Annotated in this window: 14 protein-coding genes; 1 reads left to right on the forward strand and 13 read right to left on the reverse strand. The window is 65.5% G+C overall.

From position 1 onward, the window contains the following. Positions 1 to 210: 210 nt before the first annotated feature. Positions 211 to 1,590 (forward strand): hypothetical protein, encoded by a 1,380-nt coding sequence (locus NGM28_RS17365; RefSeq protein WP_252090899.1) that lies wholly within the window; start codon positions 211 to 213, stop codon positions 1,588 to 1,590. Positions 1,591 to 1,667: 77 nt separating this feature from the next. Here the strand turns inward: NGM28_RS17365 and paaZ are convergent, their stop codons facing one another. The 13 genes from paaZ to paaH form a co-directional block, all read right to left on the reverse strand. Next, entirely contained in the window at positions 1,668 to 3,722 is a 2,055-nt protein-coding gene (gene paaZ / locus NGM28_RS17370) for a phenylacetic acid degradation bifunctional protein PaaZ (protein ID WP_252090900.1), read from the reverse strand. 27 nt (positions 3,723 to 3,749) lie between these two features. Next, entirely contained in the window at positions 3,750 to 4,982 is a 1,233-nt protein-coding gene (locus NGM28_RS17375) for an OprD family porin (RefSeq protein ID WP_252090901.1), read from the reverse strand. A gap of 35 nt (positions 4,983 to 5,017) precedes the next feature. Then, on the reverse strand, positions 5,018 to 6,580 hold the full coding sequence (locus NGM28_RS17380) for a cation acetate symporter (protein ID WP_240062840.1): 1,563 nt from the start codon (positions 6,578 to 6,580) through the stop codon (positions 5,018 to 5,020). Continuing rightward, positions 6,577 to 6,885: a DUF485 domain-containing protein gene (locus tag NGM28_RS17385; protein WP_213656897.1), complete on the reverse strand. Its 309-nt coding sequence runs from the start codon at positions 6,883 to 6,885 to the stop codon at positions 6,577 to 6,579. The genes NGM28_RS17380 and NGM28_RS17385 overlap by 4 nt, the downstream gene beginning before the upstream one ends. A gap of 194 nt (positions 6,886 to 7,079) precedes the next feature. Further along, positions 7,080 to 8,156 (reverse strand): 1,2-phenylacetyl-CoA epoxidase subunit PaaE, encoded by a 1,077-nt coding sequence (paaE, locus tag NGM28_RS17390; RefSeq protein ID WP_252090902.1) that lies wholly within the window; start codon positions 8,154 to 8,156, stop codon positions 7,080 to 7,082. Between the two features lie 15 nt (positions 8,157 to 8,171). Beyond that, a complete protein-coding gene (gene paaD, locus NGM28_RS17395; protein WP_252090903.1) occupies positions 8,172 to 8,696 on the reverse strand; it encodes a 1,2-phenylacetyl-CoA epoxidase subunit PaaD in 525 nt (174 codons plus the stop codon). Continuing rightward, positions 8,683 to 9,441 (reverse strand): 1,2-phenylacetyl-CoA epoxidase subunit PaaC, encoded by a 759-nt coding sequence (gene paaC / locus NGM28_RS17400; protein ID WP_252090904.1) that lies wholly within the window; start codon positions 9,439 to 9,441, stop codon positions 8,683 to 8,685. The genes paaD and paaC overlap by 14 nt, the downstream gene beginning before the upstream one ends. A gap of 8 nt (positions 9,442 to 9,449) precedes the next feature. Continuing rightward, positions 9,450 to 9,731 (reverse strand): 1,2-phenylacetyl-CoA epoxidase subunit PaaB, encoded by a 282-nt coding sequence (paaB, locus tag NGM28_RS17405; protein WP_011533969.1) that lies wholly within the window; start codon positions 9,729 to 9,731, stop codon positions 9,450 to 9,452. Between the two features lie 26 nt (positions 9,732 to 9,757). Then, complete coding sequence (gene paaA / locus NGM28_RS17410) at positions 9,758 to 10,747, reverse strand: 1,2-phenylacetyl-CoA epoxidase subunit PaaA (protein WP_011533968.1); 990 nt, start codon at positions 10,745 to 10,747, stop codon at positions 9,758 to 9,760. A gap of 413 nt (positions 10,748 to 11,160) precedes the next feature. Beyond that, positions 11,161 to 12,480 carry a phenylacetate--CoA ligase PaaK gene (gene paaK, locus NGM28_RS17415; RefSeq protein WP_252090933.1) on the reverse strand — a complete coding sequence of 440 codons (1,320 nt, stop codon included), beginning with the start codon at positions 12,478 to 12,480 and terminating at the stop codon, positions 11,161 to 11,163. A 94-nt stretch (positions 12,481 to 12,574) separates the two neighbouring features. Further along, positions 12,575 to 13,795 carry a 3-oxoadipyl-CoA thiolase gene (pcaF, locus tag NGM28_RS17420; protein ID WP_286089015.1) on the reverse strand — a complete coding sequence of 407 codons (1,221 nt, stop codon included), beginning with the start codon at positions 13,793 to 13,795 and terminating at the stop codon, positions 12,575 to 12,577. Next, positions 13,788 to 14,237 (reverse strand): hydroxyphenylacetyl-CoA thioesterase PaaI, encoded by a 450-nt coding sequence (gene paaI, locus NGM28_RS17425; protein WP_252090905.1) that lies wholly within the window; start codon positions 14,235 to 14,237, stop codon positions 13,788 to 13,790. Before paaI ends, pcaF begins: the two co-directional genes overlap by 8 nt. After that, on the reverse strand, positions 14,230 to 15,747 hold the full coding sequence (gene paaH / locus NGM28_RS17430) for a 3-hydroxyacyl-CoA dehydrogenase PaaH (protein WP_252090906.1): 1,518 nt from the start codon (positions 15,745 to 15,747) through the stop codon (positions 14,230 to 14,232). Before paaH ends, paaI begins: the two co-directional genes overlap by 8 nt. Between the last annotated feature and the right edge of the window lies 1 nt (position 15,748).

The following is a 15,748-nucleotide window of genomic DNA, read 5'->3' on the forward strand; positions in this document are numbered from 1 at the left end:
GGCTAAACTGCGAGGGGCGCGCTATTGCACGTAACTATAGATTGCCCTTGGACAATGTGACGGAGGTTGGGAGTGTGGGAGCGCGAGCGTCATGTCGGCCTCAAGGTGGTGCGTACTCCGGATTGGTGAACTAGGCTGTCGTTTGGGAAGCCGACGGGCACGTCGTGGTGGCTTTGAGTCAGGTTCTGAACGACCCACCCGGAGGCACCTATGAGACCCTTGCACTCTCTTGTGATCGGGCAGTTATTCATCGTCACCAGCGGGTCGGCGCTAGCCTATGAGTCCGATGTCCATTATGGCCTGACCTATTGGTTGGCTTCGAAAGCGGGATACAACGCCATACAGAGCAATGCCATTGCGCAAGGGAATGAGCTCACCGATACCGGCTTCCTGGATGCCAAGCACGCCATCATCTGGGAGCTGTGCATCATGGGGAACCACGATGCGAGCCTCAAGACCAGGCAGCTGCACTTTCGGGCCAGGCAGGCGCCACCGGCTCAGCCTGAGGATCGCCCCCTCAGTAATGTGGGCAATCCTTACGCACAAACCCAGGCAAGAAGTGTGATCGCGGAGGGCAAGCCTGAACAAGTCGAACACCTGCGCAAGTTTGGCCAGGCGCTTCATGGTTGGCAGGATTCCTACTCGCACGAAGGCGTATCAAACAGGTTTGAGTATTTCTGCCCCAGTGAGTGGATCTGGTCGCACCCCGTGGCAAAGGGCTCTGTAATTTCACACAAGGCCGATCAGACGCATTGGGAGGCAGAGAAGTGCGTAGAGGCAGCCCGCACAGCCTACGACCTCCTGCTGAGTTACCGAGAGCATATGCAACTCAGTAGGCCAGCCAAGGATTGGCAGGCACTGAAGGCGGCGACGCTATCCTTCTGCAAAGCGCCGACGAAGTCGGACAAAGCTGACTGGTTAAAGACGCAAGGGGTCCCTCAGCCTGAAGCCATTGCGAGAAATCTGAGCCTGGAAAACGGTAAGCGGAGTTTTTATGGGGCGCCGCGGATGGATCTGGTGAGCGCTCTACCCGAGGTGAAGACCCCGCAACCAACCATCCCAGAGTATGAGAAGCAGGTACCGGGCTGGTATCCGGATCCGGAAAATGGATCGGATCTCGAGAACGAAAAGGCTCTGAACGAGCTGCTTTCACACCCAAGAGCAGACGCGCCGGAGTCGGTTCAAACCCTGGCTCGTGCCTTTCTCAGAGAATGGATCACCAGTGACCCGGAAAAACTGCGATTCGAGCTGGCCCGCTTTTTTGGCAACAGGCCGCTCGACGACGGCGATGCAAGGCTGAGCACGTTGCTCCGATTAAGGCTCAAGGACCAAGGTAAACCCGACGCGGCAAAGGTCATTCCGAAGTATGGAACGCCCGAATACGATGGGTACATTGTCGCCAAAGGTGAGGAATGGCCAACCTATTTTGTCCCTGTTCGAGGTCGAGGCACGGAGGCCCTGGTGGGGCTCACCGAAACTGGCACAGTTGTAATGATAGCAATCCTGCGCAACGCCCCTGACGAAGTGCTACTGGTGAGAGCTGACAAAGACTTCCAGATCGAAAGGGTGGACAGCCTGATCTTCCATTGAGCCCACCTGCTGTCCGATGGCGCTCGCGGGCATGCCGACCTTGGGATGGCCGACTTGCCGCGAGCGCGTGCTCAGGATTACTCAGGCCGCTTGAGCACCAACGTCAGAATGTCATAGCTGGCCACCAGCTCACCCAGCTGGTTGGTCACCTCCACATCCCATGCCACCACCCCTTGCGGCTGCCCCTGCGGGCTGGTCTTGCCCTGGTCGATCCGGCGCTTGCAGGTCAGCCGTGCCTGGATCGTGTCGCCGATCCCGACCGGCGTGATGAAGCGCAGGGTGTCCAGCCCGTAGTTGGCCAGCACCGGCCCTTCGCCCGGAGAAACGAACAACCCAGCCGCCGCCGACAACACGAAGTAACCGTGGGCAATGCGCTTGCCGAACTGCGACTGCTTCGCCGCAATCTCGTCGAAGTGCATATAGAAATGATCGCCCGACAGGCAACCGAAATTGACCAGATCGGCTTCGGTCACGGTGCGCCGGTGGGTGAGCAGCGACTCGCCGATACGCAGGTCGTCGAAGTAACGGCGGAACGGGTGCACTTCGGTCTCGATCACCTCGGCGCCACGCACGTATTCGCCGGTCACCGCCATCAACATGCTTGGTGAACCCTGGACTGCGGCGCGCTGGAGGTAGTGCTTGACCGCACGCAGGCCGCCCAGCTCTTCGCCGCCCCCGGCGCGGCCCGGCCCGCCGTGCTTGAGTTGAGGTAACGGCGAGCCATGCCCGGTGGACTCCTTGGCCGCCTCGCTGTCGAGCACCAATAGCCGCCCATGCCAGGCCGCCGCCACCGGGATGGCCTTGGCCGCCACGGCGCGGTCGGCGGTGACCAGCGACGCCACCAGGCTGCCCTTGCCCCGGGCGGCCAGGGCCAGGGCCTCGTCGAGGTCGTCATAGGCCATCAGCGTGCTCACCGGGCCGAACGCCTCGATGTCGTGGGCGCCGCCCTCGGCGTGCGGGTCGCGGGCCAGCAGCAGGGTCGGGGCGAAGAAGGCGCCTTCGGCCACGCCATCGCCGACCGGATTGAAACCGTCACTGGCCCCCAGCAACTGGTCGCAGCTGTCCAGCAGCAGGCGCACCCGCTCGGCGACATCGCGCTGCTGGTCATGGGAGGCCAGCGCCCCCATGCGTACACCTTCGACCGAAGGATCACCCACCACCACCTTGCGCAGACGTTCGCGCAGGCGTGTGGCCACCGCATCGATGTGCCTGGCCGGGACGATGGCGCGGCGGATCGCGGTGCATTTCTGCCCCGCCTTGGTGGTCATCTCCCGCGCCACTTCCTTGATGTACAGCTCGAACGCCTCGCTGTCGGGGCTGACGTCCGGGCCGAGGATGGCGCAGTTGAGCGAGTCGGCCTCGGCGGTGAATGGCACCGAGTGGCGCACCAGGTTCGGGGTGACGCGCAATTTCGCGGCGGTGTCGGCGGAGCCGGTGAAGGTCACCACGTCCTGGCCTTGCAGGCGGTCGAGCAGGTCGCCGGTGCTGCCGATCACCAACTGCAAGCTGCCGGCTGGCAACAGACCCGATTCATTCATCAGCCGCACCACGGCTTCGGTGAGGTAGCTGGTCGAGGTGGCAGGCTTGACGATGCACGGCATGCCGGCGAGGAAGGTTGGGGCGAACTTCTCCAGCATGCCCCAGATCGGGAAGTTGAAGGCGTTGATATGCACGGCGACACCGGCGCGCGGCACCAGGATGTGGCTGCCGACGAAGTGCCCGTTCTTGCCCAGCGGGATCGCCGGGCCTTCATGCACCAGGTTGCCGGACGGCAGTTCGCGCCGGCCCATGCTCGAATAGGCAAACAGCGTGGCGTTGCCGCCCTCGATATCGATCCAGCTGTCGGCGCGGGTGGCGCCGCTGTGGTGGGACAGGGCGTAGAGCTGCTCCTTGCGCTCGGCCAGGTACAGCGCCAGGGCCTTGAGCCGGGCGGCGCGCTGCTGGAAGTCCATCGCCAGCAGTTGTTGCAGGCCCTGGGCCCGAGCGAAGTCCACGGCTTCGGCGAAGTCCGGGCGTTCTTCGTGGCTGTAGGCCAGGACGTGGCCGTCGAGGGCGCTGCGCAGGGCCTGGGCACCGTGCTGGCCGATCCAGCGGCCGGCGATGAAGCTTTGCAGGGTAGGGGCGGCGGACATGCTGTTCTCCTTTGAAGGGGGGCGCGGTTACCAGAGCGCCAGGGTGTAGCCGATGATCAGGCGGTTCTCGTCCACGGCATTGGTAAGGCCATTGCCGGAACGGAAGGTGACGTTGCGCCAGCGCAGGCTGACGTCCTTGAACGGGCCGCTCTGGATGACGTAGGTGATGTCGGTGTCGCGCTCGCGTTCGCGGCCATTGCTGACCGTGGCGGTTTCGGCGTGGCGGCCATCGGTGTAGCGGGTCATGAAGCTCAGGCCGGGGATACCCAGGGCGACGAAGTCGTAGTCGTAGCGCAGTTGCCAGGAGTCGAGCCCGGCGCGGGTGAAGGTGTTGTAGGTGACCAGGTTGACGGTGTACGGGTCGCCGCCGTTGAGGAACGGGAAGGCGCTGTCGCCGGACATCTGCTGCCAGGTGGCGGAGAGCTTGTGGGCCTTCACGCCGAGGGTGAACAGGGCGTTGAAGTTGCGGTTGTCGATGCGCCCGGCGCGCTCGGCGCCATCGCCGCGGCTGTCGAAGTAGCGCAGGTCGCTGCGCAGGCTGACGCCTTCGGCCAGGGGTTGAGTGTGCAACACCCCGACGTATTGCTGGCGGTAGATGTCCTCGAGCTTGGCGTAGTAGTAGCTGATGCTGGTCTGTGGCGTGATGGCGTAGCTGCCGCCACCGAAGTCGAAATGGTCGCTGGTGGCGGCACCGTAGCCGATGTCGTCGCGCCCGGAGGAGTCGCGCAGGTTGGCCTTGGTCAGGCGGCCACCGTTGAAGGTCAGGCCGTCCAGTTCCTGGCTGGTCAGCAGGCCGCCCTGGAAGGTTGACGACAGCAGGCGCGTGTCGTTGTACACCACCACCGGCAGGATCGGTTGCAGGGTGCCCAGGCGCAGGGTGCTCTTCGATACCCGCAGCTTGCCGGTCAGGCCCAGCTCGCTGTAGTCGTCCACCGGCTCCAGGCTGCGAGGCCCATAGGGCAGCAGCCCGGTGTTGCGCCGGTCGCGGCTGGAGTCGAGCTTGATGCCGAGTTGCCCCATGGCGTCGACGCCGACGCCGACCGGCCCTTCGGTGAAACCCGATTCGAAGCGGGCGGTGAAGCCTTGGCCCCATTCCTCGGCCTTGCTTTGAGGAGCGTTGCTCTGGCGGAAATCGCGGTTGATGTAATGGTTGCGCAGCTCGATGCGCGCGTGGCTGTCAGCGATGAAGTCCGCCATGGCCGGCAGGGGCAGGGCGAGGGTGGCCAGCCAGGCGGCTGACGTGAAGGACGTGCGGTTCATTGTTGTTGTTCCCGACAGTGTCATTGTTCTTGAAGTCAGTGCTTGCTGGCGCCGGCGGCGCCGATACCGGTCATGGAGCGGATGAATTGGGCCAGGTAGCGCCCGCGCTCTTCCCGCGCCCGTTCCGAGGTGTCGGTGACCGAGAAGGCCCAGGCACCGATGAACGCCAGCGACATGGAGAACAGCGCCGGGTTGCTGTAGGGGAACAGCGCCCGCTCGTTGTGCAGCACGTTGACCCACACCGCCGGCCCCAGCACCACCAGCACGATCGCCGAGACCAGCCCGGCCAGGCTGCCGCACACCGCGCCGCGGGTGGTCAGGCCTTTCCAGAACATCGAGAGCAGCAGCACCGGGAAGTTGACCGAGGCAGCCACCGCCAGCACCAGGCCGGAGAGGAAGGCGATGTTCTGCGACTCGAACAGCAGCCCCAGCAGCACCGCGAACAAGCCGATCCCCAGGGTGGCGAGGCGCGACACGCGCATCTCCTCCTGCTCGCTGGCCTGGCCCTTGCGCACCACGCAGGCGTACAGGTCGTGGGACACCGCCGAGGCCCCCGACAGCGCCAGGCCCGCCACCACGGCAAGGATGGTGGCGAAGGCCACCGCCGAGATGAACCCGAGGAACAGGTTGCCGCCCACCGCCTGGGCCAGGTGCACCGCGACCATGTTGCCGCCGCCGATGATCGCGCCGGTGGCATCGCGGTAGCTGGGCTCGGTACCGACCATGACGATGGCGCCGAACCCAATGACGATCAGCAGCAGGTAGAAGTAGCCGATGAAACCGGTGGCGTAGAACACGCTCTTGCGCGCTTCCTTGGCATCGCTGACGGTGAAGAAACGCATGAGGATATGCGGCAGGCCCGCAGTGCCGAACATCATCCCCAGCCCGAGCGAGATGGCATCCACCGGATTGGACAGCAGCGCCCCGGGCGCCATGATCGCCTGGCCCTTGGCGTGCACGGCCACGGCGCTGGCGAACATCGCCTCGGTGCTGAAACCGAAGTGCCTGAGCACCATGAAGGCCATGAAGGTGGTGCCCGACAGCAGCATCACCGCCTTGATGATCTGCACCCAGGTGGTGGCGAGCATGCCGCCGAAGGTGACGTACAGCACCATCAGCACGCCCACCAGCATCACCGCGTACAGGTAGCTGATACCGAACAGCAGCTCGATCAGCTTGCCGGCACCGACCATCTGCGCCACCAGGTACATCAGCGCCACGGCCAGGGTGCCGAACGCCGAGGTGAGGCGCACCGGGGCCTGGGCCAGGCGGTAGGAGACCACGTCGGCGAAGGTGTACTTGCCCAGGTTGCGCAGGCGCTCGGCGATCAGGAACAGGATGATCGGCCAGCCGGCCAGCACGCCCAGGGCGTAGAGCAGGCCGTCGTAGCCGTTCATGAACATCATCGCCGAGATACCCAGGAAGGACGCGGCGCTGATCATGTCACCGGCGATCGCCAGGCCGTTCTGCATGCCGGTGAGGCCGCCGCCGGCGGTGTAGAAGTCGCTGGCCGAGCGGGTGCGCAAAGCGGCCCAGCGGGTCACCAGCAGGGTGAAACCAACGAACACCAGGAACATCGAGATAGCCGTCCAGTTCATCGCGCGCACTCCTGCTTGACCACGTCGTTCAGTGGGTCGATGACGCGATTGGCGCGGTGCATGTAGAGGCCGGTGAGGGCGAAGGACAGCAGCACCATCAGCACCCCGACCAGCATGCCGACACTGGTCACCCCGCCGTTGAGCGATTGGCCGAGCACGCCGGGGGCGAAGGCCACCAGCAGGACGAAGCCGTAGTAGGCGACGAGCATGGTCAGGGTCAGCGAGCCGTTGAGGCGGCGCTTGCGCCTGATCAGTTGCTGGAAGGCGGGGTGGTTGCTGATGGATTCGAGGTGTTCGGGTGTCATGGGGAGCGTTCTCTCTGGCTGTTGTAATTGTTTTTTCAGGTCACGCGGGTGTTGCTGTTTGCACCGTCCCTGTAGGAGCGGCCTTGAGCCGCGAAAGGACCGCAAAGCGGTCCCGGGATCTGAAACATTTCAGCGATTGCCGGGGCTGCTGCGCAGCCCTTTCGCGGCTCAAGGCCGCTCCTACAGAGATGCATTCACAGTTGATCGAAATCGAGCACCACCCTGTCGCTCAGCGGGTAGGTCTGGCACGACAACACATACCCGGCCGCCACTTCGTAGTCCTCCAGGGCATGGTTGCTGTCCATCTCCACCTCGCCCTCGATCACCTTGCACTTGCAGGTCGAGCACACCCCGGCCTTGCACGACCAGGGCAGCTCGGCGCCAATGGCGTTGCCGGCGTCGAGCACGCTGCGGGTGTTGCGCGGCAGGTCGAAGGCCAGGGCGCGGCCGTCGCTGATCACGGTGACGTGGCTGACCGCCGAATCGACCTGGCGCGCCGCCTCGCGGGCTTCGCGACGTGCCTCGCCAGCGGCGGCGGCGAACAGCTCGAAATGGATGCGCGCCTTGTCCAGGCCATTGGCTTGCAGGCTGTCGCGCACGGTTTCGGTCATGGCTTGCGGGCCGCAGATGAACGCTGCGTCGAGGGATTTCACATCGAGCCAGCGGGAGAACAGCTGGCCGCATTTGTCGGCATCGATGCGCCCGTTGTACAGGTCGACATCCTGCTGCTCGCGGCTGAACACGAAGATCAGGTTGAGGCGGTCCAGGTACTGGTTTTTCAAGTCTTCGAGGCGATCGCGAAACAGCGCGCTGTTGCTCGCGCGGTTGCCGTACAGCAGGGTGAAACGGCTGTGGGGCTCGCTGGCCAGGGTGGTGGCGATCAGCGACAGGATCGGGGTGATGCCGCTGCCGGCGGCCACGCCGAGGTAGTTGCCCTGGCGTGCCGGGTCCAGCGGCACGAAGAAGCTGCCTGATGGCGGCATCACTTCGAGTTGCTGGCCGGCCTTGAGCGCTTCGTTGGCGAACGCCGAGAAGCGCCCGCCCGGCACGCGCTTGACCGCCACGCGCAGTTCGCCATCCTGCACCGCGCTACAGATCGAGTAGGAGCGCCGCACTTCCTGGTCATCCAGGCGGGTGCGCATGACCAGGTACTGGCCCTGGGTGAAGCGGAACTCTTCGCGCAGGTGCGCGGGCACGTCGAAGGCGATGGACACCGCGTCGCGGGTTTCCTGGCGCACTTGCCGGACGGTCAGGCTGTGAAACTGGCTCATGGCGTTCTCCACGGCTCAAAGGCATTTGAAATAGTCGAACGGCTCCAGGCACGCGCGGCAGCGGTACAAGGCCTTGCAGGCGGTGGAGCCGAACTGGCTGAGCAGCTCGGTTTGGCTGCTACCGCATTGCGGGCAGCACACGGTGGGCGATGCGCCGCGCAGGCTGGTGCTGCCAACGGGTGGCGCGATGCCATAGGCGCGCAGGCGTTCGCGGCCAAGGTCGCTGATCCAGTCGGTGCTCCAGGCTGGGGTCAGCCGGCGCTCAAGGGCGGGCTCGGCGAAACCGGCCTGTTCCAGGGCCTGGCGGATATCGCCCTCGATCACCTCGGTGGCCGGGCAGCCGGAGTAGGTCGGGGTGACCACCAGGTGCAGGTGGCCGGCGCGCCAGTCGAGGTCGCGGACGATCCCTAAGTCGACCACGCTGACCACCGGCACCTCCGGGTCCATCACCTCGGCCAGTACCGCCCAGGCCTGGGCCAGGTCGCCGTCGCGCAGGGCGCGGGCGCCGCGATCGCCCGCGATCAACTCACCAGGTCGCATCGGGGTAGGCTCGCGGCAGGCATTGCATTTCGGCCAGCAGCAGGCCCAGGTGTTCGGTGTGCAGGCCTTTGCGTCCGTCCAGGTAGAAGTGGCTGGCGGCTTTGGGCAGCGGCAGTTCGACCGAGACGAAAATCGCATCGACCGTAGCCTGCCAACGGCGGATAACCTGCGTCGGGTCGGCGGCGATGCCGGCCTGGGCCAGTTGCGCTTCGCTGTCGCTGGCGGCCGTCAGCTCGACGGTGAAACGCCACAGCGTTGCAATGGCGTCGAGCATGCGCCGGCGGCTTTCCTCGGTGCCGCCACCCAGGCGCTGCACCCACTCGCCTGAGCGGCGCAGGTGGTAGGTCACCTCCTTCAGGGCCTTGGCGGCGATACCGGCGATGCGCTCATCGGTCGATGTGCTCAAGCCGTCGAGCATGGCGTGGTGCCAGGCGTCGTAAAGGAACTGCTTGAGCAGGGTCACGGCGTAGTCGCCGTTGGGTTGCTCGACCAGCAGCAGGTTGCGGTAGGCACGCTCGTCACGGCGGAACGCGAGCGCGTCGGCATCGCGGCCGTCTGCACTGAGCTCGGCGGCATACTCCAGCCAGTTGCGCGCCTGGCCGACCAGGTCCAGGCCGACGTTCATCAGCGCCAGCTCTTCCTCCAGCGCTGGCGCCTTGCCGCACCACTCGCACAGGCGCTGGCCCTGGACCAGGGCGCTGTCGCCGAGTAGCAGCAGGTATTGAATCAAAGCTTGCTTGTGCATGGCGCGCCTCACATGTGTCCGACTTCAGCCGGCAGCTCGTAGAAGCTGGCGTGGCGGTAGACCTTGTCGTCCGCCGGGGCGAACAGCGGGTCTTTTTCGTCGGGGGAGGAGGCAGTGATCAGCGCCGAGGGCACCACCCACAGGCTCACGCCTTCGCTGCGGCGGGTGTACAGCTCGCGGGCGTTCTCGATGGCCATGGCGGCGTCGGCGGCGTGCACGCTGCCGACGTGCTTGTGGTTGAGGCCGTGCTTGCTGCGCACGAAGACTTCAAAGAGGGTCCAGACAGACATCGGGGTTCTCCGCATCATTCGCCGCTTCAGGCGGCGTTCTTGTTCTGTTGCTTGCGTGCATAGGCCACGGCGGCCTCGCGCACCCAGGCGCCATCCTCAATGGCCTTGCGGCGGGTGGCGACGCGTTCCTGGTTGCAGGGGCCGTTGCCCTTGATCACTTCGTAGAACTCGTCCCACTGGATCTCGCCGAAGTCGTAGTGGCCGCGGGCTTCGTTCCACTTCAGCGCAGGATCCGGCGCGGTGCAGCCGAGCAGCTCCAGTTGCGGCACGGTCTGGTCGATGAAACGCTGGCGCAGCTCGTCGTTGGTCTGGCGCTTGATCTTCCAGGCCATGGACTGGGCGCTGTTGGGCGAGTGTTCGTCGCTGGGGCCGAACATCATCAATGCCGGCCACCACAGGCGGTTGATGGCGTCCTGGACCATGTCCTTCTGGGCCTGGGTGCCGTGGCGCATCAGGGTCAGCAGCAGTTCGTAGCCCTGGCGCTGGTGAAAGCTCTCTTCCTTGCAGATGCGGACCATGGCGCGGGCGTAGGGGCCGTAGGAGGTGCGCTGCAGCACCACCTGGTTGACGATCGCCGCGCCGTCCACCAGCCAGCCCACCGCGCCCATGTCGGCCCAGCTGAGGGTGGGGTAGTTGAAGATGCTCGAGTACTTGGCCTTGCCGCTGTGCAGCTTGGCGATCTCTTCGTCGCGGTCGGCGCCGAGGGTTTCCATGGCGCTGTACAGGTACAGGCCATGGCCGGCTTCGTCCTGGATCTTGGCCATCAGTTGCAGCTTGCGCTTGAGCGAGGGGGCGCGGGTGACCCAGTTGCCCTCGGGCAGCATGCCGACGATTTCCGAGTGGGCGTGCTGGGAGATCTGGCGGATGAGGGTCTGGCGGTAGGCATCGGGCATCCAGTTCTTGGCTTCGATCTTGATCTCGGCGTCGATCTTTTCCTGGAAGGCGCGCTCTTCGGGCGACATCTCTTCCAGCGACTTGAGGCGCTTGACGCCGGTTTCTACGAGCTGTGCGTACATGGTCGGGCTCCCGGTTGTGGGCTGCTTGGGGCGTGGACCATTTATAAGCGATACAAAACGCAACATCAAATAGTATTTGATGTATCGAATAAGATTTGTGTATCGCTTTCTAGCTGCTCGACGGGGAGTCGGGGTGTGTTCGAGACCGGGCGCCGCCTGCGCGGCGCATCGCGGATGAATCCGCTCCTACATTCGTTGCAGCGTGGCCATGACCGATAGGCCATGAAGGCTGGCAACCATGGCCTCACAGGTGCGGTACATTGCAGCCGCTGTAGGAGCGGATTCATCCGCGATGCGCCGCGCGGGCGGCGCTCGATCTAGAGCGCGCTGCCAGGCATTCGTCTGGCACCCAGCCACCACGCAGACAATAAAAAGCCCAGGACGATGCCTGGGCTTTCGCAGAACGCTGCCTGTCAGCTGGCCAGCCGCTTGTCATACACGTGACAGGCCTTGCCCTCCGAGCGCTTCAGCGTGCCGCACGGCTGCAGATGAATCTGCGTGCTGATGCCGATATAGGTCTTGATCTGCCGTGCCAGCTCTCCCACGACTTGCTTGCGCTGGCCCTCGTCGAGGTACTGGCTGTCACTGCGCAGCTCCACATGTACCTCCACGCTGTCGAGGTTTCCATTGCGATACAGATGAATTTCATAAAGCTCTGAAAGCTGTTTTATTTTTAGCACCAGCTCCTCGATCTGCGTCGGGAACACGTTGACCCCGCGAATGATCAGCATGTCGTCGCTGCGCCCGGTGATCTTGCCGATGCGCCGCATCGGCCGCGCCGTGCCAGGCAACAAGCGGGTGAGGTCGCGGGTGCGGTAGCGCACCATCGGCAGCGCCTCTTTGCTCAGCGAGGTGAACACCAACTCGCCCAGTTGCCCATCCGGCAGCACCTGGCCGCTGACCGGGTCGATGATCTCGGGGTAGAAGTGATCCTCCCAGATGGTCGGGCCATCCTTGGTCTCGATGCACTCCATGGCCACGCCCGGCCCCATGATTTCCGAGAGCCCGTAGATATCGAGCGCGTCGATGCCCAGGCGTTGCTCGATGGCGCGGCGCAGTTCGTCGGTCCAGGGTTCGGCGCCGAAGATACCCAGGCGCAGCTTGAGGTCGCCCGGGGCGATGCCCTGGCGCTCGATTTCGTCGGCCAGGTTGAGCATGTACGACGGCGTGACCATGATGATGTCCGGCTGGAAATCACGGATCAGCTGCACCTGCTTCTCGGTCTGGCCGCCGGACATGGGGATCACCGTGCAGCCCAGGCGCTCGGCGCCATAATGGGCGCCGAGGCCGCCGGTGAACAGGCCGTAGCCGTACGAGACGTGCACCTTGTCGCCCTTGCGCCCACCCGCGGCGCGGATCGAGCGGGCAACCACGTTGGCCCAGGTGTCGATGTCGTTCTGGGTGTAGCCGACTACCGTCGGCTTGCCGGTGGTGCCGCTGGAGGCGTGCAGGCGCACCACCTGGTCCTGGGGCACGGCGAACATGCCGTAGGGGTAGTTGTCGCGCAGGTCGTTCTTGCCGGTGAAGGGGAACTTGGCCAGGTCATCCAGCGACTTCAGGTCGTCGGGGTGGGCGCCGCTGGCGTCGAAGCGCTGGCGGTACAACGGCACGTTGGCGTAGGCGTGGTTCAGGCTCCAGCGCAGGCGCTCCAGCTGGTGCTGGCGCAGTGCGTCGACACTGGCGGTTTCCATCGGGTCAAGCAAGGCGCGTTCGGCATCGTGGTAGAGGTTCATGGTTTCACTCGAGTTGTTCTTGTCGTGGGCCAGGGCCCTGAGTGTCATGGCAGGCAGCATACTGCCCGCATCGTCTTGAGTCTTGCCGGGCGGATCAGAGGCGCTCGATCACCAGGGCGATGCCCTGGCCGACGCCGATGCACATGGTGCACAGGGCGTAGCGGCCTCCCGTCGCTTCCAGCTGGTGCAGGGCGGTGGTGACCAGCCTGGCGCCGCTCATGCCCAGCGGGTGCCCCAAGGCGATGGCGCCGCCGTTGGGGTTGACCCGCGGGTCGTCGTCGGCCAAATCCAGCTCGCGCAGCACGGCCAGGCCTTGGGCGGCGAAGGCTTCGTTGAGCTCGATCACGTCCATGTCGGCGAGCGACAGCCCAGTCAGTGCCAGCACCTTGCGGGTGGCCGGCACCGGGCCGATGCCCATGATGCGCGGCTCCACGCCCGCCGAGGCCAGGCCCAGCACCCGGCCTCGGGCTTTCAACCCATGACGGCGCGCGGCCTCGGGGCTGGCCAGCAGCAGGGCGCAAGCGCCGTCGTTGACCCCGGAGGCGTTGCCGGCCGTGACGCTGCCGTCAGCGCGGAACGGCGTGCCCAGGCGGGCCAGCTGCTCCAGTGTGGTGTCGCCACGCGGGTGCTCATCGTGTTCGATGCATTTGGGCGGGCCTTTGCGCTGGGTAATCTCGACCGGTACGATCTCCCGCGCCAGGCGCCCGCTGGCCTGGGCGGCGGCGGCCTTGAGCTGGCTGCGCAGGGCGAAGGCGTCCTGGTCCTCGCGGGAGATGCCGAACTGCTCGGCGACGTTCTCGGCGGTTTCGGGCATCGAGTCGATGCCGTACTGGGCTTTCATCAGCGGGTTGACGAAGCGCCAGCCGATGGTGGTGTCGAACAGTTCGGCGCTGCGGCCGAAGGCCTGCTCCGATTTGCCCATCACGAACGGCGCCCGGGACATCGACTCGACGCCGCCGGCCAGCATCAGCCCGGCCTCGCCGCAGCGCAGGGCGCGAGCAGCGTTGCCGATGGCGTCCAGGCCCGAGCCACAGAGGCGGTTGATCGTGGTTCCCGGTACGCAGATCGGCAGCCCGGCCAGCAGGCTGGCCATGCGCGCGACGTTGCGGTTGTCCTCGCCGGCCTGGTTGGCGCAGCCGAGGATTACATCGTCGATGGCGCTCCAGTCCAGTTCAGGGTGGCGCGCCATCAGTGCCTTGATCGGCACAGCGGCCAGGTCGTCGGCGCGCACGCTCGACAAGGCGCCGCCATAGCGACCGATGGGGGTGCGCACGGCGTCGATGATCAGCGCGTGGGGCAGGGTGGCTTCAGTCATGAGAAGTCTCCGGTGTCAGCACGCTGCCGCGTACCTTGTAGGATTTGCCGTGGAACAGGGCGATCAGCTCGCCCTGCTGGTTCTCGATGCGCACGTCGTAGTTGCCGGTGCGGCCCTTGCGGCTCTGCTCGCTGGTGGTGGCGGTCAGCTGGTCGCCCAGCCGCGCCGGCGCCACGTAGTCGATGCTGCAACCCAGGGCCACGGCTGCTTCATCGTAGCTGTTGCAGGCAAACGCGAAGGCCGAGTCGGCCAGGGCGAACAGGAATCCGCCGTGACAGGTGCCATGGCCCTGGATCATGTCGGCGCGCACGCTCATGCTCAGGCGGGCGCTGCCGGGGCCGGCCTCGAGCAATTCGATGCCCAGGCCCTGGCTCGCTGCGTCGCGGCTGAACATCGCCTTGGCGCAGGCGCAGGCCAAGGTTTCAGGGGAATGGTCAGCCATGCAGGCGTCCTCCTTGGGCATGAGTGCGGCGCAGCAGCAGGGAAGGGCGGTAGCGTTCCTCCCCGTAGCTGCGCTGCAGGTTTTCCAGCGCGCGCAGGGTGTAGCCGATACCCATGGCATCGGCCCAGGCCAGCGGGCCGCGCGGGTAGTTGACCCCGGCACGCATGGCCAGGTCGATGTCGGCGGGCGAAGCAACGCCTTGCAGCACGGCGTCGGCGGCTTCGTTGGCGAGCATCGCCACGGTGCGCAGCACCACCAGGCCGGGCAGGTCGGCGACGGCGCTGACCTTGAGCCCGGTGCTGCGCAACAGGGCCACAGCCTGATCAAGGGCTTCGGGCGTGCAATCGGCGCTATGGCTGATGGCGATGCGCGTGGCCTGCAGGTAGTCGAGCGCCAAGTCCAGCAGCACCAGGTTGTGCAAGCCATCCTCACGGGCGCGCTGGCTGGCCAGGCGGCCGTCGGACAGGGCCAGGGTCGCGTCGCCGACTCTCAACAGGCCGGTGCCGGCCCGTTCGGTCACGCGGATACCGGCATTGCGCAGGCGCTCGGCCAGCGGTCGCAGGATGCCCAGGTCACCTTCGACGGTACAGCGCTCGATTGCAGTGTCGCTGTGCAATTCGTTCGCCTGTGGGCGTACGGCGCCATCGTTGTAGTCATAGAAGCCCTGGCCGCTTTTGCGGCCCAGCCGCCCAGCCTCCACCAGTGCCTTCTGCACCAGCGAAGGCTGGAAACGGAAGTCCCCGTAGAAGGCCTCGAACACCGAGCAGGTCACGGCGTAATTGACGTCATGGCCGATCAAGTCGGTGAGCTCGAAGGCCCCCATGCGAAAGCCGCCCGCGTCACGCAGGAGTGCGTCGAGGGTGGCGCAGTCGGCCGCGCCTTCCTGCAATAGGCGCAGGCTTTCGGCGTAGAACGGCCTGGCCACGCGATTGACGATGAAGCCTGGCGTCGAGCGAGCATGAACCGGCTCCTTGCCCCAGGCCTGCGCGGTGGCGTGGACCCTGGCAGCCACGTCGGGGGATGTGGCCAACCCGGACACGACCTCCACCAAGGCCATCAAAGGCGCCGGATTGAAGAAGTGCATGCCGAGCACTCGCTGTGGCAAGCGCAAGCCGGCAGCCAGGCTGGTGATCGACAGTGAGGACGTGTTGCTCGCCAGGATGCAGTCGTCGTGACACAGGGCCTCCAGTTGTCGTAGCAGGTCTTGCTTGACGGCCAGGTTCTCGACGATGGCCTCGATCACCAGGCTGGCTTCGGCCAGCGAATCGAGCGTTTCCACCGGCCTCAGGCGGGCAATGATCGCTTCGCGAGCTTGAGCGTCCAGCTTGCCTTTTTCCACCAGGCGGCCGAGCTGGCGATCGATACCCTGTACCGCTTCAGTGGCGGCGCCGGGGCGGTTGTCATAGAGGTGGACGGGATGTCCCGCCTGGGCAGCCACCTGGGCGATGCCTGCACCCATGGCGCCGGCGCCGATCACCGCGACCTGCGCAGTGCAATCGAGTGCGCTCATG

This window comes from Pseudomonas sp. MWU13-3659, assembly GCF_023757525.1.
Classification (GTDB): Bacteria; Pseudomonadota; Gammaproteobacteria; order Pseudomonadales; family Pseudomonadaceae; genus Aquipseudomonas; species Aquipseudomonas entomophila_E.

Bases quoted from the DNA above. Each gene is read 5' to 3' on its own strand.
- paaI (WP_252090905.1), bottom strand. From the start codon at position 14,237: ATGGCTGACCATTCCCCTGAAACCTTGGCCTGCGCCTGCGCCAAGGCG.
- paaB (WP_011533969.1), bottom strand. From the start codon at position 9,731: ATGTCTGTCTGGACCCTCTTTGAAGTCTTCGTGCGCAGCAAGCACGGC.
- paaD (WP_252090903.1), bottom strand. From the start codon at position 8,696: ATGCGACCTGGTGAGTTGATCGCGGGCGATCGCGGCGCCCGCGCCCTG.
- paaK (WP_252090933.1), bottom strand. From the start codon at position 12,480: ATGAACCTCTACCACGATGCCGAACGCGCCTTGCTTGACCCGATGGAA.
- NGM28_RS17385 (WP_213656897.1), bottom strand. From the start codon at position 6,885: ATGACACCCGAACACCTCGAATCCATCAGCAACCACCCCGCCTTCCAG.
- NGM28_RS17380 (WP_240062840.1), bottom strand. From the start codon at position 6,580: ATGAACTGGACGGCTATCTCGATGTTCCTGGTGTTCGTTGGTTTCACC.
- NGM28_RS17365 (WP_252090899.1), top strand. From the start codon at position 211: ATGAGACCCTTGCACTCTCTTGTGATCGGGCAGTTATTCATCGTCACC.
- NGM28_RS17375 (WP_252090901.1), bottom strand. From the start codon at position 4,982: ATGAACCGCACGTCCTTCACGTCAGCCGCCTGGCTGGCCACCCTCGCC.
- paaA (WP_011533968.1), bottom strand. From the start codon at position 10,747: ATGTACGCACAGCTCGTAGAAACCGGCGTCAAGCGCCTCAAGTCGCTG.
- paaZ (WP_252090900.1), bottom strand. From the start codon at position 3,722: ATGTCCGCCGCCCCTACCCTGCAAAGCTTCATCGCCGGCCGCTGGATC.
- paaH (WP_252090906.1), bottom strand. From the start codon at position 15,747: ATGAGCGCACTCGATTGCACTGCGCAGGTCGCGGTGATCGGCGCCGGC.
- paaE (WP_252090902.1), bottom strand. From the start codon at position 8,156: ATGAGCCAGTTTCACAGCCTGACCGTCCGGCAAGTGCGCCAGGAAACC.
- pcaF (WP_286089015.1), bottom strand. From the start codon at position 13,795: ATGACTGAAGCCACCCTGCCCCACGCGCTGATCATCGACGCCGTGCGC.
- paaC (WP_252090904.1), bottom strand. From the start codon at position 9,441: ATGCACAAGCAAGCTTTGATTCAATACCTGCTGCTACTCGGCGACAGC.